Source organism: Methylocapsa aurea (assembly GCF_000746085.1).
GTDB classification, from domain to species: domain Bacteria; phylum Pseudomonadota; class Alphaproteobacteria; order Rhizobiales; family Beijerinckiaceae; genus Methylocapsa; species Methylocapsa aurea.
Window position 1 is genome coordinate 96,068 of record NZ_JQKO01000010.1, and the last position, 23,691, is coordinate 119,758.

A 23,691-nucleotide genomic window follows, 5' to 3' on the forward strand; every position below is an offset into this window, starting at 1 on the left:
GGCTCTGTTCCTCTCACGATGGCGCGGCTCGCGCAATCGAGCATCGCCATCGGCGGCGATTTTAGGTTGACAGGGGCAGGTCCGGTTCGCATAAGCGCATCCACGATTGCCCTGTCCGCGGGGCTTTTGGGGGAGTGTCCCGAGCGGCAAAGGGGGCGGACTGTAAATCCGCTGGCTACGCCTTCGTAGGTTCGAGTCCTACCTCCCCCACCAATCTGCTCTGGCGCTGTTGGCGTTGGCTTTCCGCCTCGCTTGAGCCAGGATTCCTGGAGTTCGAGGACGTTCTCTGTCGCGGAGAGGAGCGCCGCCTCCTTCTCCTGCCGCCAAGGCGCAGTCGTTTCTTGATTTGATCGAGAAGCGCGCCAATTCGAAGCGCGGCGCCGATTTTAAAAAGCCGCTTGGATTTTTGAGGTAGGCACTGGCGTCATGCGGCAATTGGCCACTTATGCAATTTTTTTCGTTAGCTCTGTGTTTTATCGTACATTGGCTTTGTTTCATTACGATGTATGAAACATGAAGAATGATCGGAAACCGAGGCCTGAAAAGGCGGCCCTTGAAGAAAATTCTTGGGCCTGACGTGAAGGATGCGCCCATTTTCGCCACCAGAAATTGGAAGCCGAACAGGAGTTTTGACGGGGAGGCGGGAGGCTCGTCGAGCCATTGACTTCGCCTCGCGAGCCTCCTAACCCTTTATAAATTGCCTTAAAAAGGCGATCGCAATCAACAATCGGCGGCGCCTGAAAGCGGAGAATGAGCAATGGCTTTGCGCGTCTCAGGCAAGAATTTGGACATCGGCGAAGCTCTTCGCGCTCATGTCCAGGCGCGGATTGATTCCACCATCGCAAAATATGGCGCCGGTCCGATCGTCGGTCATGTTATAATTGAACCAGAAGGATCGGGGTTTCGCACAGATTGCACATTGCATCTGAATTCGGGCGCGACGCTTCAGGCGGATGCGAAGGCGCGGGAGCCCTATGACAGTTTCAATCGAGCTGCCGACAAGATCGAGAGGCGGGTGCGGCGCCACCGGAAGCGGCTTTCGGACCACCATGTGATCCTTGCGGCTGAAGAGTTGGTCTCGGACGAGCAAACCGCCGGCCGGAAGCGAGACGACGGGATCGACGCAGTGGTTGTCGAATCAGCCCCGCGTAGCCCGGAACCGGATGAGAAGGCGAGAAATCCGACCGTGATCGCGGAGCCATCTTCCGCGTTCAAGAAAATGACGGTTTCCAACGCCGTCATGGAGCTGGATTCGACCAATGCGCCTGTCATAATATTTCGTCATGCTGCCGACGGCCGCACCAATATTGTTTATCGCCGCCCGGATGGAAATATAGGCTGGATCGATCCCAGCCGGCCGTGATCGGCGACCAGGAACGATTTCCAGGAAATTCGGCGGTTCTTGGGCAGCTTGTGTTTTCGTCGCGTGAATTTTCCTAAGAGCGGGTTCAGACCAGATTGCTTTATCCAATGTTGTTGACCGAATTGATCGCCCCCGAGGCGGTCATCCCCGCGCTCAAGGCGCATGCGAAAAAGCAGGCGCTTCAGGAACTGAGCGATCGAGCCGCGTTCCTGTCTCGCCTTCCGGCCAGGGAAATCTTCGATGCATTGCTTCAGCGCGAGCGCCTTGGCTCGACCGGCATCGGCGCTGGCATCGCCATTCCTCACGCCAAACTCGCCAGGGCTGATTCGATCTTCGGGATTTTCGCCCGGCTCGTCCGTCCGATCGACTTCGAGGCGCTCGATAGCGCCCCAGTCGATCTCATCTGCCTCCTGGTCGCGCCAGAATCGGCTGGCGCCGACCATCTGAAAGCGCTGGCGCGGATGGCGCGCCTGCTCCGCGACCCGCTGATCACGGCGAAGCTTCGCGCGGCGCGCGACGTCACCGCGCTTTATTCGGTGCTCACCGAAGAAACAGCCTCGCACGCGGCGTGACGCCTCCAGGGCGTCCCGTTGCGGCGGATCGCCCGGCTCCTTTGTGACGGATCTCTTGGACAGACCAGCGTGAGGGTCTAAAACACGCCTGAGCATTTCCGAACGAAGGCAATGCCGCGTCGGTTTAAGAAAATGCCACAAGCTAAGGAGCTGGAGCCGCTTTCCGATTGCATCGGATCTGAAAGCAACTCTAGCCATCGATCCGAAGAAAGCCTTCCACAATGACCTTTCAATATCAGCCGCTGTTTCCGCTCGGCAAGGACAGGACGCCTTATCGCAAGCTCGGCTCGGATGGGGTTCGGCTCGAGACATTGGGGAAACGCGAGTTCCTTTTCGTCGAAGCCGAGGCGATGCGCGCGCTCGCCGAACAGGCCATGAGCGACATTAATCATTTGCTGCGGCCGGCGCATCTTGCCCAGCTCGCCAAAATTCTCGACGATCAGGAAGCCTCGTCGAACGATAAATTCGTCGCCTATGACTTATTGATGAATGCTAATATTGCCGCTGGCGGCGTTCTGCCCATGTGTCAGGACACTGGCACGGCGATTGTCATGGGCAAGAAAGGGCGGCTTGTCCTGACTGAAGGCGAAGACGAGAGCGCGCTGGCGCAAGGCATAAGGGACGCCTATCAGAAAAAGAATCTGCGCTATTCGCAGCTCGCGCCCCTTTCCATGTTCGAGGAATCCAATACGAGGACCAATCTGCCTGCGCAAATCGAAATCTACGCCGAGGGCGAGGACGCTTATAAATTCCTCTTCCTCGCCAAGGGTGGCGGCTCCGCCAACAAGACGTTCCTCTTTCAAGCAACGCCATCTCTTCTGACCCATGAGCGTCTCGTCGATTTCCTCAAGGAAAAGATTTTGACGCTCGGGACGGCGGCCTGTCCCCCCTATCATCTGTCGATCGTCATTGGCGGACTTTCGGCGGAACTGAACCTGAAGACCGTCAAGCTCGCCTCGGCGCATTATCTCGATGAGCTGCCGACTTGCGGGGGACATGACGGCCATGCCTTCCGCGATCTCAGCTTTGAGGATGAAATCTGGAGGCTGACGCAGGATCTTGGCGTCGGCGCGCAATTTGGCGGCAAATATTTCTGTCATGACGTGCGCGTCGTGCGCCTTCCCCGGCATGGCGCATCGCTGCCGATCGGGATCGGCGTCTCCTGCTCGGCCGACCGGCAGGCCTTGGGCAAGATCACCCGCGACGGAGTTTTCCTCGAGGAGCTCGAGCAGGATCCGGCGCGCTATCTGCCGGCGATCGACGAGGCCGGGCTTGGCGGCGCGGTCGTCCAGATCGATCTCAACCGGCCGATGCCCGAGGTTCTGGCGCAATTGTCGCGGCACAAGATCAAAACCAGGCTTTCGCTCACCGGGTCGATGATCGTCGCCCGCGATCTCGCCCATGCCAAGATCCGCGAGCGGTTGGAAGCCGGCGAACCCATGCCGCATTATTTCAAGAATCATCCGGTCTATTACGCAGGCCCGGCCAAGACGCCGGAAGGCTTTGCGTCGGGCTCATTCGGTCCGACGACCGCGGGACGGATGGACTCTTATGTCCATCAGTTTCAGGGCGCCGGCGGTTCGATGGTGATGGTCGCCAAAGGCAATCGGGCCGGCCATGTCCGAGAGGCGTGCGCCAAGCATGGAGGCTTCTATCTCGCCTCGATCGGCGGCGCGGCGGCGCGGCTGGCGCAAGATTGCATCAAGAAGGTCGAGGTCCTGGAATATCCTGAACTCGGCATGGAAGCGATTTTCAAGATCGAAGTGGAGAATTTTCCGGCCTTCATCGTGATCGATGACAAGGGCAATGATTTCTTCAAGGAGCTGAATTTGGGGTGAGCGCATAAGTCCGCCTCAATAGGCGACTTTCAAAATCTCAATGCGCTCGACGCCCTTTGGCGTCCGAACCTCGACAATATCGCCTGCCTCGGATTTCAACAGCGCCTTGGCGATCGGCGAGATCCAGCTGACTTCGTTGAATTCCGACCGCGCTTCGTCGATCCCGACGATTCTCAGCGTTTTCTCTTCATCCCGCTGGTTCAGATAGTGGACTGTGGCGCCAAAAAACACGCGCTCTTTGTCTTTCTGCTGCGCGGGATCGACGACTTCGGCGATTTCCATCCTTTTGCGGAGAAAGCGAATCCTTCGGTCGATTTCCCGCAAGCGGCGCTTGCCATAAATATAGTCGCCATTCTCGGATCGGTCGCCATTTCCGGCCGCCCAGGACACCGTCTCGACGATTTGGGGGCGCTCGATCTGATGCAATTGCGCAAATTCGTCGCGCAGCCGCTGGAGGCCTTGGGGCGTGATGTAATTCTTGACGCCAGCCGGGAGAGCGGGGATCTCGTCGTCGAGATCAGCGTCCGTCTCGGCTTCCTTGGTGAAGGCCTTGCTCATCGCGCCAATCGAGATTTTGCGGCAATTAAGGTGAAGTGGACGCCAATCCGCGTTAAGAAAATGCCATAGTCTTTAAAAGGTTGCAGACTTCTTGGACGAGAGAGATCACGCGTCCAAGAACGATCGAGCGCCATCGATTTCGGTCTGGGAGCGCGCCGGGCCGGGACGAGTCCCGGCGATGATTTAAGCGCGGTGGGCTCAATGCCCGATTTGGGCGAGCGCCGTGAAGCCGGTCGTCGGCAAGCTGAGCGCTGCGCCGGTGATGGGCTTGGCAGGCGGCGGCGCGGTTTGCCGTTTAACCGGGACCGTGGCGCTTGGCGCGAGCAATGAAGCCTGCGGTTTTGCTCCCGCTGAGAGCTGGTTGCGCTTGGGCGGCAAGGGAACGTCGGCCGCTTGGGGAACCGCCGGCTCGTTGACGGCCACGGTCGGCGCCTCGGGCTGCGGGTCGGCTTGTTTGGCGCCGAAAAAGCGGCTGAACAGGGAAGGTTGCGGCTTGGCCGGTTCGGGCGCGGCCGCCGTCGCCTCGACGGGGTCTGGCTTGCCGCTCGCCGCCGTCGCGGCGCTTTCTTTGAGCCCAGCCATTTGCACCACAGGGGCGAGCCGAGATTTCTTCGCCTTGCCTTCATCGAGCGCTATTTCGATCGGACCGCGCACCAGCGCCTCGGGGCGGCTCGCATAGCTGGACAGCGAGGCGAAGTCCGGATGCTGGCCGCCATCGGCATAGACCGTGCGCACCGGACGAACGCCTAGCGCGACCAGTTCGGCCACCTTGCTTTCGTCGCGCTTTTCTTTGGCGGCGACTGCGGTCTGGATGCTTTCGTCGCGTTTCAGGGGCGGGCAGGCGGCGGCGGCCTCGAAACGCCCGCCATTCGCCGGAGTCGCGTTGAAGACATAATGCCGGTTGCAGACCCCGACGGCGACGTCCTGCTTTGTCACCTCGAAATTGTCCGAGCCTTCCTTCAATTGCTTCCAGAAGGGGATGTTCTGATCGAGCCTATATTTGGCGAGGTTTTCGGCGGTCATGCGGAAAGGAAAGGATTGCATCTGGATGGCGCGCTGGCCGCCGGCGAAACCTTCCCGCACGATCGCATAGATCTCGCCGATCTGCGGGTCGGTCATCGAGAAACAGCCGGCCGAAGAGCAGATGCCATGCACCATGATAGAACCGCCGCTGCGGCCCATCGCGCGATCATAGGCATTGGGATAGCCGACGTTGAAGGAGAGATAATAGGCCGAATTTGGGTTCATCTGCGCCGGCGTGATCGAATAGAAGCCTTCCGGCACTTGGCGATCGCCCTCGCGCGCCTTGGGCCCAAGCTGCCCCGACCAGCGGCACATGGGATAGGTTTTCAAAAGCGCATACTGGCCATCCGCCTTCATCTTCCAGATTTCGAGCTCGGCCTCTTTTTTGTAAGCGCGGATGAGGACGGGCGCGCTTTTCGACGTGTCATTCGCCGCCATCAGCGCGAGGGTCTTGGGAGGAATCGGCGCGTAGGCGCGCGAATTGGTGGCGATGCCGGCGCTGTCCTCGCAGCCAGCCAGCAAGCCGGCGGCTGAAGCAAGAAGCGCGAAAGCGCCCAAGTGGCGAACAAAAGGGTTGCAGCGCATTGTGTCCCGCCCCGTCTAGAGCAAATCCTTGTCGATCTTTTCGATCAGGACATGCTCCAACTCTTTGATATTGAGCGTTTCCCTTCGATCACATGGCGCCATGCGATCGGGGAGCGCTCTAGCGAATGGTTTCGCTACGTACCGACATGGTCTACCGCCGGCATCCTTAGAGGCAGGTTACCGAGTGCTTGACCAGGTCCCGATCATTGTCGTTAATTTTATCCGTGGTTAAGACCGCAGCCTTGCGCGAGCCTTCCGCCGGCTTTTTGTTTATGTTTTACGCCCGATATTTAAGAACTTGTCGTTGCGTGACGCTCTGAGTTCTTCGGGAGACATATGCTCGAAATCCCTCAAACCCTCGGCGATGGCCTCGCCAACCGCCGCCGCCGCCGCCAATGGATCGCGATGGGCGCCGCCGACGGGTTCGACGATGATCTTCTCTATGATCCCGAATTTAAGCAGATCTTGGGCAGTAATTTTCATATTTGTGGCGGCGTCCTCAGCGCGCGCCGAATCTCGCCACAAAATTGACGCGGAAGCTTCGGGAGAGGCGACAGTGTAGATCGCATTTTCCAGCATCAGGACGAGGTTGCAGCTTGCGATCGCGATCGCGCCTCCGGAGCCGCCTTCGCCGAGAATGACTGCGATATTTGGCACGCCGAGGGCGAGCGATGCGTCCGTCGCCCGGGCGATGGCTTCAGCCTGCCCGCGCTCCTCGGCGTCGACGCCGGGAAATGCCCCCGGCGTGTCGACGAGCGAGACGACCGGCAGATCGAATCGGTCGGCGAGTTGCATGATTCGGACCGCCTTGCGGTAGCCTTCCGGCCGCGCCATGCCGAAATTATGCTTTATTCGCCCTGCGGTGCCGCAGCCTTTCTCTTGTCCGATGACGCAGATCGCTCGGCCGCGAAACCAGCCGAAGCCGCCAATGATCGCGGCGTCCTCGCCGAATTGGCGGTCGCCCGACAAAGGCGTGAAATCGCTGACGAGCGCCCTCACGTAGTCGCTGAAATGCGGCCGCTGCGGATGGCGCGCGACCTGAGTCTTCTGCCAGGGCGTCAGACTAGCGTAAAGGTCGGCCAGCGCCTTTTCCGCCTTGCCTTGGAGTTTCGTCAGCTCCTCGCCGATGGCCACGGCGTCGCCTTGCGCAGCAAGCTGGCGCAATTCCTGGACCTTGGCTTCGAGTTCGGCAACGGGTTTTTCAAAATCGAGATAGCTTTGCATCGGCGCCAAGTTTGTTTCAGGAGCGCGAAAACTGGCTAGTTTGCCTTGCGAAGTCAAGAAATTGCGGCGGTGCGCCATTTGTTTCATCAACGCCTTGCCTCGCATGTGCTGAAGCGGGCGGATCCACCCTTGAAAGGGAGTTAGAGCGGGGTCGAAGGAGCTGGCCCCGTCAGACGCGGGAAGAGGCGGGCCATCCGCCGCTTCGACCAGAGGCGGAACCTGTCGAGATAAAGGTAGAGAATTGGCGTCGTGTAGAGGGTCAGCATCTGGCTGACGATCAGCCCGCCGACGATTGCGATCCCCAGCGGGCGCCTTATTTCACCGCCGTCGCCAAGGCCCAGGGCGAGCGGAACCGCGCCAAGGATTGCGGCCATGGTCGTCATCATGATCGGACGAAACCGCAGCATGCAGGCGCGGAAAATCGCCTCGCGCGGCGAAAGCCCCTCCGTCCGCTCCGCCTCGAGTGCGAAATCGATCATCATGATCGCGTTTTTCTTGACGATCCCGATGAGCAAAATCACGCCGATGAGGGCGATGATGCTGAACTCGGTCCGAAACAGCAAAAGCGCGAGCACCGCGCCGACCCCGGCGGAGGGCAGGGTGGAAAGGATCGTGATCGGATGGATGAAGCTCTCATAAAGGATGCCGAGGACGATATAGACCGTCACCAGGGCGGCCAGGATCAGGAAGCGTTCGTTGGCGAGGGATTCCTCGAAGGCGCGGGCATTGCCCTGCAAACTGCCGTGGATGGTGGCGGGCATATGGATCGCCGCCATCGCCTGGGCTATTTCGCGGCGGGCGTCGCTGAGCGAAGCGCCCGGCTGCAAATTATACGAAATCGTGCTCGCGACGAATGGGCCTTGATGGTTGACCGACAGGGGCGTGGCGCCCCGCTCGTAACGGCTGAAAGCGGCGAGCGGGACCATTTTTTCCCGCGCGGTGCTGACGGCGGCGCCCGCCGAGGCGCCGCTTTTGCCGGTATTGGCGATCGCATTGGTCGCCGCGTTGCGCGCCGAATCATTGGTTGAATTCACGCCGGCGGCGGCGCTTGACGGCCCCGTCGCGGCGCTGGCCCCGCCCGTCACGGTTCCCGAGGCCAAATTGGTGGTCGCCGTGCCGCGCGGATTGCCTGCCGACGTGCTGACATAGATATCCTTCAAGATCGCCGGATCCTGCCAAAAGCGCGGCTCGACTTCCATCACGACATGATATTGATTGATCGCGCTGTAGATCGTCGAAACCTGCCGCTGTCCGAACGCATCGTAGAGGGTATTGGCGATTTGGCTCGCCGTGATCCCGAGGCGCGAGGCGGTGTCGCGATCGATGACGATATCCGTCTCCAGCCCGCCTTGCTGCTGATCGGAGTTGACGTCGGCGAGCACTGAACTGTGTTGCAGGGCCTCGACGAGGCGCGGCGTGAAGGCGTGGAGCTCGCTCGTGCTGTCGCCCTGAAGGGTGAATTGATATTGCGCATTGCTGGGCCGCCCGCCGAGGCGGATATCCTGCACCGCTTGCAGGAACAGGCGCCCGCCCGGCGCTTGTGCCAGCTTCTGGCGAAGCCGGCCGATGACTTCATCGGCGCTTTCGCTGCGCTCCGCCTTGGGCTTCAAGCTGACATAAATCGATCCTGAATTGGTCTCGCCGCCGCCGGTGAAGCCGACCACGCTGTCAACCGCCGGATCGCTTTGCACGATCGATTGAAGCTCGCCGAGCTTTTGCCGCATCGCTTGGAACGAGCTGCTCTGATCGGCCTGAATGCCGCCGATGATCCGGCCGGTGTCCTGTTGTGGAAAGAAGCCCTTTGGCACGATCGAAAAGAGATAAACGTTGAGGCAGATCGTAGCCAGCAAGACAAGCATCACGAGGATCCCGTGGCGCAACGCCCAGCCGAGCGATTGCTCATAGGCCCGCAGCATGATGCGCAGCGGATCGAACCTGCGTCGGCGCGTCGTCGTCGGCGGCCGGGGCTTGAGAAAAATCGCGCACATCATCGGCGTCAAGGTCAGTGAAAGGACGAGCGAGACCAGGATGGCGAGCGAGAGCGTGACGGCGAATTCTCGGAACAGGCGGCCAAGGATGCCGCCCATGAACAGGATCGGGATGAACACTGCGATGAGGGAGATGCTGATCGAGAGCACCGTGAACCCGACCTCGCGCGCGCCCCGCAGCGCGGCCTCGACGCGCCCCATCCCGGCCTCGACATGCCGGATGGTGTTTTCGAGAACCACGATGGCGTCATCGACGACGAAGCCGGTCGCGATGGTCAGCGCCATGAGAGACAGATTGTTCAGGCTGAAATTCATCAGATACATCCCGCCGAATGTGCCGAGGATCGAGATCGGCACTGCGACGGTCGGGATGAGAGTCGCGCGAAAATCGCGCAGGAAGGCGTAGACGATCAGCGTCACCAGGGCGACCGCCGTCAGCAGAGTCCATTCCGTATCGAGCAAGGAGGCGCGGATCGTGTTGCTGCGATCGGAGGCGAGCTTGACTTCGATATCGCTCGGCATCGCGGCCTGGAGATGCGGCAATTCCGCCTTCACGCTATCGACGGCGCCGATGATGTTCGCGCCAGGTTGTCGAAACACGAGGACGATCACCGCTGGTTTGCCATTGGCCAGCCCCAGGTTGCGGAGGTCCTCGACCGAATCCCGCACTTCGGCGACGTCGATGAGACGCACTGGGGCGCCGTTGCGATAGGCGATGATGAGCGGAATATAATCGGCGGCGCGAGTGGCTTGATCGTTGGTGTAGATTTGGAACAATCGCTCGCCGTCCTCGATCGCGCCCTTCGGACTGTTGGCGTTGGCGGAGGCGAGCGCGGCGCGCACGTCTTCGAGCCCGACGCCATATTGGAAGAGCGCGTGCGGATTGATCTCGACCCGCACGGCGGGCAGGGCGGCGCCGGCGATGACGACCTGGCCGACGCCTTGGAGCTGCGAAAGCCTTTGCTGCAGGATGTTGGTCGCATAATCATACATCTGGCCGGGCGTCAGCGTCTTCGACGTCAAGGCGAGGATGAGGATTGGCGCGTCGGCTGGATTGACTTTGCGGTAGGTGGGATTTCCCGGCAGCGCCGTCGGCAGGTCGGCTCTCGCCGCATTGATCGCCGCCTGGACGTCGCGCGCGGCTCCGTCGATGTCGCGATCGATGTCGAATTGCAGGGCGATTCCGGTCCGTCCGACATTGCTCTTCGAGGTCATCTCGGTGACGTGGGCGATCTGGCCGAGATGGCGTTCGAGCGGGCTTGCGACGCTCGCCGCGACCGTGTCCGGGCTTGCTCCTGGAAGCTGCGCCTGCACGAAAATCGTCGGAAAATCGACTTGCGGCAGCGGCGAAACCGGCAGCTTCAGAAACGCCAAAATCCCGGCCAAGGCGATCCCGACAGTGAGCAACGTGGTCGCCACCGGCCGCGCGATAAATGGCGCAGAGAGGTTCATCCCGAAGCTCCGCCCTCGGCAAGCGGGACCGCCGGCCGGCGCCGGGAGAGGCGGGCCGCGAGGCGGTCGAAATAAAGGTAGATCACCGGCGTCGTGAACAGAGTCAGCACCTGGCTCACCACCAACCCGCCGACGATGGCGATTCCGAGCGGATTGCGCAACTCCGAGCCGGTCCCTGTTCCCAGCATCAAAGGCAGCGCGCCAAGGATCGCCGCCATGGTCGTCATCAGAATCGGGCGGAACCGGAGGAGGCAGGCCTGGAAAATCGCGTCGCGCGGCGAGAGTCCGCCGGTGCGCTCGGCGTCGAGCGCAAAATCGATCATCATGATCGCATTCTTCTTGACGATGCCGATCAGCAAAATAATGCCGATCACCGCGATGACGTCGAGTTCGCCGCCAAACGCCATCAAGGCGAGCAGCGCGCCGACTCCGGCCGACGGCAGCGTCGATAGAATCGTGATCGGGTGAATGAAGCTTTCGTAAAGCACGCCGAGCACGATATACATCGTGATCACGGCGGCGATGATCAGGAAAGTTTCATTGGCCATCGAGCCCCGGAAGGCCGCGGCGGCGCCTTGGAACGAGGTGACGAAACTGTCCGGAAGGCCGATCTCGGCTTCGGCTTTTTCGATCGCCGCCACGGCGTCGCCGAGCGAGGCGCCAGGCGCGACATTGAACGAAATCGCCGTCGCCGGAAACTGTCCGAGATGCGTGATCAGCAAGGGACCCATGCGCTGCTCGACATGAACGATTGCCGAGAGCGGAACCTGTCCATTGGTCGTCGAGGACGACGATGGCAAATAGAACAAGGACAGGCTGTCGAGTTTGCCTTGCAGGGCGGGATCGACCTCTAGGATGACGCGATATTGGTTCGATTGGGTGAAGATCGTTGAAACGATGCGCTGGCCGAAGGCGTCATAGAGCGCGTTGTCGACGCTTGCGGGCGTAATTCCAAAGCGCGCCGCCGTGGCCCGATCGATCACGAGGTCGACGGCGAGTCCTTGCTGTTGCGCATCGCTTGCGACGTCGGCGAGCGCCGGCAGCTGGCGAAGCCGCTCCACCAGCTTGGGCGTCCAGGTCTTGAACTCGGCCGGATTGGCGTTCTGCAAAATGAAACGATATTGCGCCAAGCCAATATTGGAATCGATCGTCAGATCCTGCACGGGCTGCATATGAAGCGAGACGCCGGCGATCCCCGACACTTCGTCTTGCAGGCGGGAAATGACCTCGCCAGCGCTGAGGCCGCGCTCGTCGCGCGGTTTGAGATTGATGAGAAACCGGCCGCTGTTCAGCGTTGGGTTGTCGCCGTCGACGCCGATGAACGAGCTTAGGCTCTCGACCGCCGGATCCTTCAGGATCTCATCGCCAAGGCGCTGCTGCAGGCGCGCCATCGCCTCGAAGGAAATGCTCTGCGGGCCTTGCGAAATCGCTTGGATCATGCCGGTGTCCTGCACCGGGAAGAAGCCCTTCGGAATGATGATATAGAGCGCCACGGTCAGGACGAGGGTAGCGATCGCGACGAAGAGGGTGAGCGGCTGATGCCGCAACACGACCTCCAGAGCCCGGCCATAAAGCGCGACGGTCGCGTTGAAAGCGCGCTCTGCCATGAGATCGACGCGGTTGCGCTCGGCCTCGGGGCGATGGCGGATCAATCGCGCGCAGAGCATCGGCACGAGGGTAAGCGAGACGACCGCCGAAATCACGATCGTGACCGCCAGCGTGATCGCGAATTCGTGAAACAGGCGGCCGATCACATCGCCCATGAACAACAGCGGGATCAGCACGGCGATCAGGGAAAGCGTCAGCGAGATGATGGTGAAGGCGATCTGTCCGGATCCCTTCAGCGCCGCCTGCAAGGGCGACTCCCCTTCCTCGACATAGCGGCTAATGTTCTCGATCATGACGATGGCGTCGTCGACGACGAAGCCCGTCGAGATGGTCAGCGCCATCAGGGAAAGGTTGTCGAGGCTGAAGCCAAGGAGATACATGGCGACAAGGGCGCCGATCAATGACAAAGGCGCCGAAAGGCTCGGAATGATGGTCGCCGGCAGGTTGCGCAGGAAGGCGAAGATTACCAGGACAACGAGCGCGACCGCCAGCCCGAGCTCGAGCTCGACATCCTTGACCGAAGCGCGAATGGTTGTCGTGCGGTCGCTGATGATGCTGATGTCGACCGCGGCGGGGAGGCTCGCTTCGAGCTTTGGCAACAGCGCCTTGATGCCGTCGACGACCGCAATTACATTTGCGCCGGGTTGGCGGCGGACATTGAGAATGATCGCCGGCGCAGCGTTGGCCCAGGCGCGCAGCTTGGCATTCTCCGGGCCCTGGACGACGGTCGCGACGTCGGAGAGCCGGACCGGGCCGCCATCCCGGTAGGCGATCACCAGGTCGCGGTAACCCTCGGCGCTGATGATCTGGTCATTGGCGTTGATCGTCGAGGCCTGGGTTGGGCCGTCGAAATTGCCCTTGGGCGAATTGACGTTGGCGTTGGCGATCGTGGTGCGTAGATCGTCGATGTTGAGGCCATAGGCGGCGAGCGCTTGCGGGTTGAACTGGATGCGCATCGCCGGCCTTTGGCCGCCGCTGATGCTGACCAGTCCGACGCCCGGCTGCTGCGAAATCTTTTGCGCCAGCCGCGTCTCGCTGATGTCTTGCAGTTCGGTCAAAGGCAAGGTCTTCGAACTGAGGGCGAGGGTCATGATCGGCGCGTCGGCCGGGTTGACCTTGGCGTAGATCGGCGGCGCCGGCAGGCCGGCCGGCAACAGATTATTAGCGGCGTTGATCGCGGCCTGGACCTGCTGTTCGGCGATGTCGAGGGCCAGGGCCAAATTGAATTGCAAAGTAATGACGGAGGCGCCGGCGGAGCTTGCCGAGGTCATTTGGTTGAGGCCGGGCATCTGGGCGAGCTGGCGCTCCAGCGGCGCCGTCACCGAGGAGGTCATCACCTCCGGACTGGCGCCGGGCAGGAAGGTCCGCACCTGGATCGTCGGATAGTCCACTTCCGGCAGGGCCGAAACCGGCAGGAAGCCGTAAGCGACGCCGCCAGCAAGCAGGATCGCCGCCATAAGAAGCGTGGTCGCGACCGGCCGCAGGATGAAAAGCCTCGATGGATTCATCAGCCGGTCCGCGCGATCATGGAGCGCTTTTTTCGCGGCCGCGACCGCCGCGCTGGTTCTTGGTCTGGCCGGAATCCGGCGCCGCGCCGTCCGCCGGCTTGACCGGCCGCGCCGCCGCCGCGTTAGCGCCATCGACGGTGGGAACAAACACCTTTGCTCCTTCGCGCAAACGATCCGCGCCGTCGACGACCACCTGGTCGCCAGGAGCAAGGCCCGAGGCGATCTGGACCATCCCGCCATCGCTGGCACCGAGTTGGACCGGCCGAACCGACACCGCGCCGTCGGCGCCGATCAGATAGACATAAGCGCCTGGAGCGCCGCGCTGGATTGCGGCCGTTGGCGCGGTGACGACGCCTTTCAGCGTCTTGATCAACAGCCGCGCATTCACGAACTGGTTTGGAAACAGCCGGTCGTCGAGATTTGGAAATTCGGCGCGCAGCTTGACAGTGCCGGTCGTGGTGTCGACCTGATTGTCGAGCGTCAGGAGCTTTCCGGTGGCGAGGCGCGTCAGGTTGGTGCGGTCATAGGCGGCGACTTCAAGCGCTGCGCCAGCCCGCGTCTGCTCCATGATCTGCGGCAGCTCATCCTCCGGCACGGTAAAAATGATTGTGATCGGCTGCAATTGAGTGATGACAGCCAGACCGGTATCGCTCGTCTGCACATAATTGCCGGCGTCGACGAGGCGCAAGCCGACGCGCCCGTCGATTGGCGAGACGATCCGCGCATAAATCAGGTTCAGCTTCTGCGCGTCGATCAGGGCTTGATCGGTCTTGATCGAGCCTTCGTATTGCTTGACGAGAAAGGCCTGATCCTCGGCCTGCTGCCGGGCGATCGACTCTTGCTTGAGGAGAGTTTGATAGCGCGCCAGATTGGTGCGCGCCTGATTGAGTAGGCCCTGATCGCGCTGGAGCTGACCGTCCAATTGCTGCTCGGCCAATTGAAAGGGTCGGGGATCGATCTGGGCCAGAAAATCGCCTTTCTTGACCAACTGGCCTTCCTTGTAGCCAACTTCGAGAAGTTGGCCACTCACCTGCGACTTAACAGTCACGGTCGCGATCGGCGTCACCGTCCCAAGCCCGTTGACGATGATCTTTATGTCGCCAAGGCCGATCGTCGCCGCGCCGACAGCCTGAGGCGCGGTCGTTTGCCGGTTGCGACCAGCGTCCTTTGGCGTCTCAACGGTCGTCGCGATCCGATAAACGCCGAGACCGATCAGAACCGCGACGACAAGCAAAAAAATCGGCGCCAACCGCCCGCGCGGCCGCGTTCGCGCGTCGGGCGGCGGCGTCTGCGCTTCGCGAAAGGCGGTTCCGGCGTCGCGACGAACGAAGGCGTTCGGCAAGGCGTCCGGAATGTCTTTCTCCACGTTGCGAGTTCGATCGTCCATGGTCTGGCATCCAAGGCCCGGTTTCGTCTGCGCATTGCATAGGGCGACCAGGGCCGATCATCGTTCACTGCGCCTTGCCGCCAACATTCCAGGACAACGTTCCGGGAAACGAGCGTTTTGTAATGGCGCCGGCGGATTGTCCGCCACTGCTTGATAGCCCGACGCCAGACCGGTCGCAATCTAGGGGCTGTTCTAAAGCTGGTCGGCCCTTTCGCTTCCGGCGGTCTTGCTTAGAGTCTCTTGCTGCCGGTGAATAGGGCGCAACGCGGATAATGCGATCAAAACGGCGTTAGCGGATTTTCCTGCTTCAATGCCTCGGAGCTTGGCAGCAGCCCCCGGTCCCATCCGCCGCCGAGCGCTTGGATCAGATTGACGCCAGAAAGATAGCGGTTCTGCCGGATCGTCAGCGCCTGCTCCTGATTGTTGAGGAGGGTCGCCTGCGCGACGATGACGGCGGTGAAGGCGACGGTGCCGGCGCGATATTGGTTGAGCAGAATGTCCACCTCTTCCTGCGCCGCCGCGACCGCCTGATCTTCAACCTTTGCCTGGCGCGCCAGGATGCGCAGCGCCGCGAGCTGGTCCTCCACCTGCTGAAACGCGGTCAGTACGGTCTGTCGGTAATTGGCGATGCTTTGATCGTAGATCGCGCGGGCGGCGTCGACTTGCGCGCCGCGCAAGCCGCCGTCGAAGAGGATTTGCGTCGCAGCGACGCCGAGCGTCCAAAAATCATGGCCGAGCCGGGCCGCGAGCGGACCGACGCCCATGAGGCCGGCCTGACCGGTGAGGCTGATGTCGGGGAAATAGGCCGCGACGGCAACGCCGATCAATGCGTTCTCCTGCTGCATCAGGCGCTCCGCCGCGGCGATATCGGGCCGACGCTCGAGCAGGGTCGAGGGCAAGCTCACCGGAATGGCGGGGAAAATGGTCCCCAGGCCGCCGGATGCGATGGTCAGGTCTGCGGGGGGGCGGCCGATGAGCATCGCGATGGCGTGTTCGAATTGCGCCCGAGCCACGCCGACATTGATCGACTGCGCCTGCGTATTGAAGACCTGCGCTCGCGCCGCGGCGACGTCGGCCTTGGACACGGTGCCCGCATCATATTGATGCTGGGTGATCTCCAGCGTCCGCCTATATTGGGCGACGGTCTTGTCGAGAAGTGTTTGCAGCGAGTCGGCGGCGCGGAGATTGAAATAGGCGGCAGCGAGCAGCGCCTGGGCGGAGAGCGTGGCGTTGGCGAGATCGGCGGCGGAGACCTGCGCGCCGGCGACATTGCTCTCGATGGTGCGGCGGATCCTGCCCCAGATGTCGAGATCCCAACCGGCGTTGGCGGCGAGCGTCGAGGTCACGAGGGTGGTTGGAGAGCCGGTTCCACTCAACGCCGAACCCAAATGCGACGCGAGGCCATTGTAATTCGCGGTGACCGTCGGAAACAGCCCTGCCTGCGCCTCCCTGATCAGCGCTTTTGCCTGCCTGTAGGCCGCCTCCGCGGCGGCGATGGTCTGATTGGAGATCTCGACCTGCGCCTCGAGCTCATCGAGTTTCGCATCCCTGAAAACCCGCCACCAGGCGCCGCGATCGATTGCATCATTGGGGGCGGCGATCTTCCAGCCCTTGAGCTCCTTGTATTTCACCGGCTCCGGCGCCGGCGGGCGCTCATAGTCGGGACCGACCGTGCATGCGGCCAAAGCGAGGGCAAACGCAAGGGCTGGGGCCAAGGCTGAATGGTGGAGCCAGTGTTTCAATCGGCGTTCGCTCATGGGTCCGGATTGACCGCGGCTGCTCGCAGCGCAGCGCGGGAACTCGCATTCCCGCAAAACCAAAGCGCGACCGCTGTTCTCGTTATCGCTTTCGGGCGCCGCTAACAAGGCAAGCAGGAGGAGCACAAGGCAATGTGAACTGTCTGTTGCGGACGGGGTTGAACCGCCTTTGCGCCTATGCCCGCCGCTTCTGAGCCGCCGGCGGCGGCGCTGGCGCTTCGGGTGGGGAAGGCACTAGGCGCTGTTTTCATGGCGCCGTCACGAATTCGTGATGGACGATTTTAGATGGCGCGGAAACATATGATGGACGAACGCCGAAGAGTCAGTATGACCCAACTTCCAGCATTGAGCATTGCTTTCATGTCGCCATGGACCGATCGAACCGGGCGTTTCTCTCCGTTAAAATGCGCGGCCTTCATCGGCGTTCTCGCGCCCGCCGCCTGGATCGCAATTGAGGCGCAGCAAGGCTGGCTTGGCGCCCGTCCGGTCACCGCGGCCATTCATCAGTCTGGTCTATGGGCCGTGCGGCTATTGGCGATGACCCTGGCGGTGACGCCGCTGCGGTCGGCCCTTCGCTGGTCGAAGCTGATCGCGGTCCGGCGGATCCTCGGCGTTTCGGTTCTGGCCTACGCCGGGCTGCATCTGCTGCTCTATATGCTGGATCAGCATTTCGATATTGCGCATGTCGGGTCCGAAATCGTCTCGCGCATTTACCTCGTGATCGGATTTCTTGCCTTTTGCGCGCTTTGCATTCTTGGGGCGACCTCGACCGATGGCATGATCGCGCGGCTCGGCGCCCCGCGCTGGACCCGGCTGCAGCAATTGGTCTATCCGGTCGCGGCGCTGGCGAGCGTCCATTTCTTCATGCAATCCAAGCTCGATGTCAGCGAGCCGATCCTGATGGCGGGACTGTTTTTGCTCTTGCTGGCCTATCGGCTGGAGCAGCGCTGGCGCGGCGATCTCTCGCCCTGGCGCGTGGCGGGTCTTGCGGCTTTAGCGGCGCTTGCGACGGCGTTCGGCGAGGCCCTCTGGTATGCGGTCTCGGTTCGAGCGCCTTTCTTGCTGGTGCTTGGCGCGAACCTCGATTTTTCCTTTACGGTGCGGCCGTGCTGGTTCGTCCTTGGCGCGGGCGCGATTCTCTTGATTGCTCGCTTATTGCGTCCGCTAATGACGCCGGCGGGCCCTTCGCCGCGCGGCCGGATCGGCGCCATGTCCGCCTATCCGAAGACGCCTTGAAGGCGATCGCGGCCAAGATGGACCCATTTGATCCGAATTAATCGTCGCCATTCCGTCCGCGTTGGGAAATTAACGGCGCTTGCTCGATGCCGCGCGGTAGGCTTCCATGTTTGGCGAGATGACGCGCGGCGCGCTCCGCCGCCAGTGGGTCGCTGAAACGGCGCCCTTCCATGGCGTCGAATGGATGCGTCGCGGAGAAAAAATTGAAGTTGTGATCGCGCGAATCGCGGGCGACGATGCCGGCGGTGCGGCCGCTGACTTCAATGACATAGGCGTCGGGCATGCTAGTTTCCTTTCGCCAGCGAGGGCATGGCGTATATCTCTACTAAATCTATAAACTGAATATACTATTATAGCAACCCCCAGGATCGGAAGCGTTGCAATGATCGGCTGAGGTCGGAGCTGGCCATCAAAATTGACGGGCCCCCTCATGGATTAAAACGATCCAGGCGCCCTGAAGACGACATGAAATCCTTGCGTGGAGCTGGTGAATTGCGTCCTGGCGGGCATGGCGTCATCCTCACCGCAGATTGAGCGCGCGCGCCGACGATTTGCGGCGCGGCGCATTGGGTCAGCTTGCTTCGGACGCCAAATCAAAATTGGGCGCCTTTCAACGGAGTGGAAGTTGGAAAGCAGGCTCGACGCCATCTCTCGGCGCCGAGCGATGATCACATATTCAACGCGGCATCGATTTCAACGCCGACTCTATCCGAAAAGATTGCAACTTTTTTTTTGCCATCCAATCGGTCCGCGAGCCAAATGAAAACCTGCTCAGTCGAACAGGCTTGAAACGCTCTCTTCCTTGGCGATTCGCGCGATCGCTTCGCCGATCAATGGCGCGATGGAAACGATGCGGATATTGTTCGAAACGCGAATCGCCTCAGTCGATTGGATCGTATCGGTGAGCACGAGCTCCTTGAGCCGGGAGGCTGCGATTCGCGCGGCGGCGCCGCCCGAGAGAACGCCATGGGTAATATAGGCATAGACGTCCTGGGCGCCGTCGCGCAGCAAAGCATCCGCCGCGTTGCACAAGGTGCCCCCCGAATCGACGATGTCATCGATCAAAATGCAGCTCTTGCCGGCGACGTCGCCGATGATGTTCATCACCTCCGATTCGCCGGCGCGTTCGCGGCGCTTGTCGACGATAGCGAGCGGCGCGTCGATGCGTTTAGCCAAGGCGCGGGCCCTTATCACGCCGCCGACATCGGGTGAAACCACCATGACATTGTCGAGCTGCAGGCGCTCCTTGATGTCGCGCACAAAGACCGGAGCGGAAAACAAATTGTCGGTTGGAATATCGAAGAAGCCCTGAATCTGCCCGGCGTGGAGATCCACCGTAAGCACCCGGTCGGCGCCCGCGCGCGTAATGAGGTTGGCCACGAGCTTCGCCGAAATCGGCGTGCGCGGACCGGGTTTTCGATCTTGCCGAGCGTAGCCAAAATAGGGAATGACCGTGGTGATCCGCCTTGCCGAGGCGCGCCTCAGCGCATCGGTCATGATCAGCGTTTCCATCAGATGATCATTGGCGGGATAGGAGGTCGATTGGACAATGAACGCATCCTGGCCGCGAACATTCTCCTGAATCTCGACGAAGATTTCCATGTCGGCGAATCGTCGAACCTGGCATTTGGTCATGGGCATGCCGAGGTAAGCCGCGATAGCCTCGGTGAGAGCGCGATTGGAATTGCCGGCCAGGATCTTCATGACGCCCATACTCATTTGCCGCTCCAACAGCGACGTCTGCTTTTAGAGAAGCTGTCTGAACTGGACAATGAGGCGCGCGCAAATAGTTCCGGCGATCGGGCCGACGACCGCGCCCGATCGATCCATTGTCCAAGATGGACTTTCCGCCGCATTGCCCGGCGATAATTCCAGCGGGCGTTTTGCTGCTCCGCCGGATTCGATCGCATTGCAGAAATTCGCATAGGGGCGCTTTCGACGACGGGATTTGCTTGCGGGACAAGCCATCGGAAAGCGTTCTAGAGCGCTTCCCGATCAGATGGAATCATCTGATCGACAAGGGATCGCTCAGATTCGAAGGGTTAGAGCATTTTCGAGCGCAGCGAATACCGGTTCGCGATAAGAACATGCGCCCACGGTCTATCAGCCGAAGCAGATTTCCGGCCGCCGAGCCTTTCGCATTTTAAACAGACGGAAGCGAGAGCGCTGCGTCGCTTAGCGGACGCGGGTCCATGTTTCGTTTCCGCAGAGGCCGCTGTTTGGGACACAGCCTTGTATTTGCAAGGCTTGGTCGCTCGCCATCGACACGCTTGCGTTGTACATCTGGCCGTCTTCGGCGTTATAGGTCTGGCCCGACCAGAGATTGTTTCCAGCTGGCCTCAGACCGATCAAGACTTCAATTCCGAGCACGGAGCGGGTGCGCTTGCTTGGGTCCGGATTTTTCTCGTCTTTTCCCGGGGCGGTCCGCGTCGAAGCGATGAAGCCGCAGAAGGCCGCGCCGCATTTGCGTATCCGCACCGTCGCATTGCCGTCCTGCACGCGCCATTCGCCAATAGGGTCGGCGCCAGCTTGACTGACGGACAGGATAACTAACGCAAGGACAGTTAGGATCACTTGAGGTTTCATACTTCCTCCGAAGATTTTCGATAGCACTGATCACGCCCGCTGCGATCATAGCGGCGCGCGATCTGATGTCGAGTTTCAGCTGCGAGTCAATTCCCTGCGCCTTTGCCTCAGGCCTTCTTTCAGCGCAGGGCGGCGATGCTGAGATCGCTCGGACCCTTCGCCTCGAAGGCGGGCGGCTTCGCCGGCGTTCCCCGGACGATGGTCCGACCATCCGATCCGGGCGAGGCTTGCTTGGGCGCCGCGGCGGTTCTGTTCTTGGCGCCGGCGAGGGCCTCTGGCGTATTGGTGAGAAAAGCGGCGAGGTCCTCGGCGGTTTTTGCAGCGACATCGCCGACCGAGGCGAAGTCCATGACGGACCAGGGGTCATCCGCCGCTGGGACAGCCTTGATGAAGAGGGCGTCTTCGAGCCTTAGCGCGCGTTTCTTCGCCGCGTCGAAAATGTCGAAGACCACGGTAATCGAAGTTCCGGTTTCCGCCGGAGCGGCATTGAGATAGCCGCGCACCAAATAATTGGCGTTCTTGGGGTCTGCGAGAGTGATGTCGCGTTCGGCGGCTTCCTGCGCGAAGGCGCCTTTAATGCGGTCGGCGACCGGCTCAGGAACGCCGCTCAAGCTCGCCAAGGCGACGCTGGCGCCGCGCGGGCTGACGCCTTCTCGCCGGGCCGGCCCTTGCTGTAGGTCCGCCTGGGGCGGCGGCGAATCCGCGGCCTCGATGCAACCGGCCAAGCAAAGCGCCATGATCAAAACGAACAGATATCGGGCGAGACCCGTCGACGATCCGGGAAAGAAAACCGAGCGGCCCATTCTTCTTGCCCCTTCTTCCAGAGCCTTCGTTCGACCAGTCCGATCGGAGCGTTCTGGATTTGCATCTGTCGGACATTCGGCTTGCAAAAGCGGGTCTATCCCACGTTGGAGCATGCTCTTATCCGCCTGTCTTGGCGTGTGGTCTCGATCCAAGCAGCCTCTTGCCAGCACAGCCAAGAATCGACAGCTAAACTGAATCTTAACCAAGGTCCAGAGTATTTTCTGCGCCGACGGAGATCAGCACGGCGATCAGAAAATGCGGCAAAAACAAGGCCTTCGACGCAATTGCGTTGGGTTTGCAATGCCGTTGCGTCAAAGGCCTTCAATGCTGCTCATCAGTTTCCAAACGCCGGCGAGCGCAGTTTGAAAAGACGCGTCAAGCGCTTGCCGATCAGACCCAGGCATCCGTTCGGCAAGCGCTCAGGTTCAAACAGTTGGAGCATGCCAAAATCAAACTTTGGCCAAATTGCGCGCCCGCTCGGCCACGACCCTCCCTTTCAAGAGAAATAGGGTCTGGCAAAAATACAACAGATTACGAAAAAGAGCTTTCGTGGGGACGCCGGTCAAGAAGGACGCCGTCCGCAACAGCTGATTTTGGCTTGTCGCGCAACGCGGAGTTTCAAGGGCAGCGACGCGTTTTCAATGTAAGCGCGCGATGATCGAAATCGCGCGCTTTGATCGTCCTGATCGATCGCCTCCGCCGGATCGCCTTCGCATTGCGATCCGCAAACAATCCATCCCCCCGCGCCTCATCCCGTTATGGATGACTACCAAACATGAAACGAGCGCGATGCTGTCGAATGCGTATGGTGGGCGGTCCAGCTTTTCCGAACGTTTTGAGACAGGACCGGGATGTTGATCGAAACCACTCCCGCTGCATAGCCGATTTGAAGGCTGGTGATCAGCGCGAAGATTTCGAGAAGAGCGCGCGCCAGGCTGTGCTCCGCGAGAGCCGGTCCGGCGAGAACCAGAACGATCGCGAGAGCGCTGACCGGAACAAGAATTAGGACCTTGAAGAAACGCCCGAGGATCGTCCCGAACAGAACGCCCCCTATGATTAGAATGGTCATTTCGATGCCTCCCAGATGACTTATCTTGTCTTATTTTTCTTACTTGGCGCTTTTGCTTTTTGTTACATTTCAGCCCAAATAGGCGATCAGGTAAAGCCTCATTTTAGCACACATGTGGCCGCAAGGGCGCGGATCGCCGCTGTCAGGCCCGATAAGGGCACAATGCCCTCGATTGCGGTGTCGCCGTCGGCGATCTTTATTTCCACCTCCTGCGATCCAAGCCACGAATCGTTCGCCAGCTTCATTCCGTCGACTGGAAGACGAATGCCGGCGCCTGCTGGAATGATGCTTCCTACAAAGTAGGACTGTTGTTTCGCCACACGCAAGGTAATTTTCGGCTGCGCGCGGGGCGGAAACGGCTCCACGACGACAATGACAATTTCGACGCCGCGCTCACCGCAGCGCAGCATAAGGCCGGCCAGACGGGGATCGGATCGGTCGAGATCGGCCGTTCGCAGAAATGCCGTTGCATCGAACTCGCCACCGGGACTGCGGACGCGCCGCCATGAACCGGAAGCAGCCGGGGCGTCGATTGTCGATGCGCCAGAGGTCCCGCCCGATCGGCTCGCAGGCTCTGGCGGGGCGTATGCTTCGGGCTTGCCCTCAAGGGCCTCGGCAAGGAGAGGGAATTGTCCCCAAATGCTTGCGAAAATGACAAGCAAACGCAGCAATGTGAGACGCATGATCGAGATCTGGCTGTTGTCTTGTGGGAAGCGGCGGGTTGACTTTGGCCGATGGATTGGCGTCCGGCAACATAAGGGAAAAGCGCTCGTGAGTCGTCAGCATGCCGCCGGCGAAGGCTATGGCGCGCGGCGCGGCTTCAACTTGAGGATATCAATGCTTTGATTGGTGAGATCGCCGAGTCAGAGGCGAGAGGCTCTAAGCGGCATCACGCATGCGCGGCATCACTTGCGCATCTTTCAAGGGATGACCTTGCTCAAGAGTCGCGACTTTTGAGGATCGCGAGCTAAAACGCTCCCGAGCGAAGTGGAGACAGGTTCGCCTCGCAAAAACAAAGGGCGGAGCATGGTCTTAAAAAAAAAGCTGGCCGCCTTTGTCGATTCCGACGCGCCTCGACGTTTGCATCGGAGCGATGCGCTACCGATCGCATGAGCCCCCGATCCGGAAGCGCT

The 23,691-nt window shown here is 60.9% G+C and carries 17 protein-coding genes and 1 tRNA gene; 5 read left to right on the forward strand and 13 right to left on the reverse strand.

Translation table 11 applies throughout. The features are described 5' to 3' along the window. Nucleotides 1-128: 128 nt before the first annotated feature. From DL86_RS08145 to DL86_RS08160, 4 genes are all read left to right on the forward strand, one after another. A tRNA-Tyr gene (locus DL86_RS08145) sits at nt 129-213 on the forward strand. Nucleotides 214-757: 544 nt separating this feature from the next. Further along, nucleotides 758-1,363: a ribosome hibernation-promoting factor, HPF/YfiA family gene (gene hpf, locus DL86_RS08150; RefSeq protein ID WP_036260072.1), complete on the forward strand. Its 606-nt coding sequence runs from the start codon at nt 758-760 to the stop codon at nt 1,361-1,363. A 107-nt stretch (nt 1,364-1,470) separates the two neighbouring features. Next, entirely contained in the window at nt 1,471-1,935 is a 465-nt protein-coding gene (locus tag DL86_RS08155) for a PTS sugar transporter subunit IIA (protein ID WP_036260074.1), read from the forward strand. A 221-nt stretch (nt 1,936-2,156) separates the two neighbouring features. After that, the gene (locus DL86_RS08160; protein WP_036260075.1) at nt 2,157-3,773 is read left to right on the forward strand and encodes a fumarate hydratase; all 1,617 of its coding nucleotides are present in this window, start codon (nt 2,157-2,159) and stop codon (nt 3,771-3,773) included. A 15-nt stretch (nt 3,774-3,788) separates the two neighbouring features. Here the strand turns inward: DL86_RS08160 and greB are convergent, their stop codons facing one another. From greB to DL86_RS08195, 7 genes are all read right to left on the reverse strand, one after another. After that, a complete protein-coding gene (gene greB, locus DL86_RS08165; protein ID WP_036260078.1) occupies nt 3,789-4,331 on the reverse strand; it encodes a transcription elongation factor GreB in 543 nt (180 codons plus the stop codon). Nucleotides 4,332-4,529: 198 nt separating this feature from the next. Then, on the reverse strand, nt 4,530-5,939 hold the full coding sequence (locus DL86_RS08170; RefSeq protein WP_051952982.1) for a L,D-transpeptidase family protein: 1,410 nt from the start codon (nt 5,937-5,939) through the stop codon (nt 4,530-4,532). Nucleotides 5,940-6,209: 270 nt separating this feature from the next. After that, a complete protein-coding gene (locus DL86_RS08175; RefSeq protein ID WP_036260294.1) occupies nt 6,210-7,163 on the reverse strand; it encodes an acetyl-CoA carboxylase carboxyltransferase subunit alpha in 954 nt (317 codons plus the stop codon). A 140-nt stretch (nt 7,164-7,303) separates the two neighbouring features. After that, nucleotides 7,304-10,603 (reverse strand): efflux RND transporter permease subunit, encoded by a 3,300-nt coding sequence (locus DL86_RS08180; protein ID WP_036260081.1) that lies wholly within the window; start codon nt 10,601-10,603, stop codon nt 7,304-7,306. After that, complete coding sequence (locus DL86_RS08185) at nt 10,600-13,719, reverse strand: MdtB/MuxB family multidrug efflux RND transporter permease subunit (RefSeq protein ID WP_036260296.1); 3,120 nt, start codon at nt 13,717-13,719, stop codon at nt 10,600-10,602. The genes DL86_RS08180 and DL86_RS08185 overlap by 4 nt, the downstream gene beginning before the upstream one ends. Before the next feature lie 16 nt (nt 13,720-13,735). Beyond that, nucleotides 13,736-15,106 carry an MdtA/MuxA family multidrug efflux RND transporter periplasmic adaptor subunit gene (locus DL86_RS08190; protein ID WP_051952984.1) on the reverse strand — a complete coding sequence of 457 codons (1,371 nt, stop codon included), beginning with the start codon at nt 15,104-15,106 and terminating at the stop codon, nt 13,736-13,738. A 278-nt stretch (nt 15,107-15,384) separates the two neighbouring features. Beyond that, on the reverse strand, nt 15,385-16,848 hold the full coding sequence (locus DL86_RS08195) for an efflux transporter outer membrane subunit (RefSeq protein ID WP_245276305.1): 1,464 nt from the start codon (nt 16,846-16,848) through the stop codon (nt 15,385-15,387). A 342-nt stretch (nt 16,849-17,190) separates the two neighbouring features. On the opposite strand from DL86_RS08195, the gene DL86_RS08200 reads away from it, so the two are divergent. Next, nucleotides 17,191-18,099 (forward strand): protein-methionine-sulfoxide reductase heme-binding subunit MsrQ, encoded by a 909-nt coding sequence (locus tag DL86_RS08200; RefSeq protein ID WP_051953030.1) that lies wholly within the window; start codon nt 17,191-17,193, stop codon nt 18,097-18,099. Nucleotides 18,100-18,136: 37 nt separating this feature from the next. Here DL86_RS08200 and DL86_RS08205 read toward each other — a convergent pair whose 3' ends face one another. The 6 genes from DL86_RS08205 to DL86_RS08240 all read right to left on the reverse strand — a co-directional run bounded on the left by DL86_RS08205 (nt 18,137) and on the right by DL86_RS08240 (nt 23,241). Next, complete coding sequence (locus DL86_RS08205; protein ID WP_036260085.1) at nt 18,137-18,382, reverse strand: hypothetical protein; 246 nt, start codon at nt 18,380-18,382, stop codon at nt 18,137-18,139. 488 nt (nt 18,383-18,870) lie between these two features. Beyond that, nucleotides 18,871-19,812 carry a ribose-phosphate pyrophosphokinase gene (locus DL86_RS08215; RefSeq protein WP_036260088.1) on the reverse strand — a complete coding sequence of 314 codons (942 nt, stop codon included), beginning with the start codon at nt 19,810-19,812 and terminating at the stop codon, nt 18,871-18,873. A 462-nt stretch (nt 19,813-20,274) separates the two neighbouring features. Further along, a complete protein-coding gene (locus DL86_RS08225) occupies nt 20,275-20,685 on the reverse strand; it encodes a DUF2147 domain-containing protein (protein WP_036260092.1) in 411 nt (136 codons plus the stop codon). 119 nt (nt 20,686-20,804) lie between these two features. After that, the gene (locus DL86_RS08230; RefSeq protein WP_051952986.1) at nt 20,805-21,488 is read right to left on the reverse strand and encodes a hypothetical protein; all 684 of its coding nucleotides are present in this window, start codon (nt 21,486-21,488) and stop codon (nt 20,805-20,807) included. Between the two features lie 767 nt (nt 21,489-22,255). Beyond that, complete coding sequence (locus DL86_RS08235; protein WP_036260095.1) at nt 22,256-22,558, reverse strand: hypothetical protein; 303 nt, start codon at nt 22,556-22,558, stop codon at nt 22,256-22,258. A gap of 98 nt (nt 22,559-22,656) precedes the next feature. Then, nucleotides 22,657-23,241, reverse strand: coding sequence for a hypothetical protein (locus DL86_RS08240; protein WP_036260099.1), 585 nt, complete (start codon nt 23,239-23,241; stop codon nt 22,657-22,659). Nucleotides 23,242-23,691: the final 450 nt, after the last annotated feature.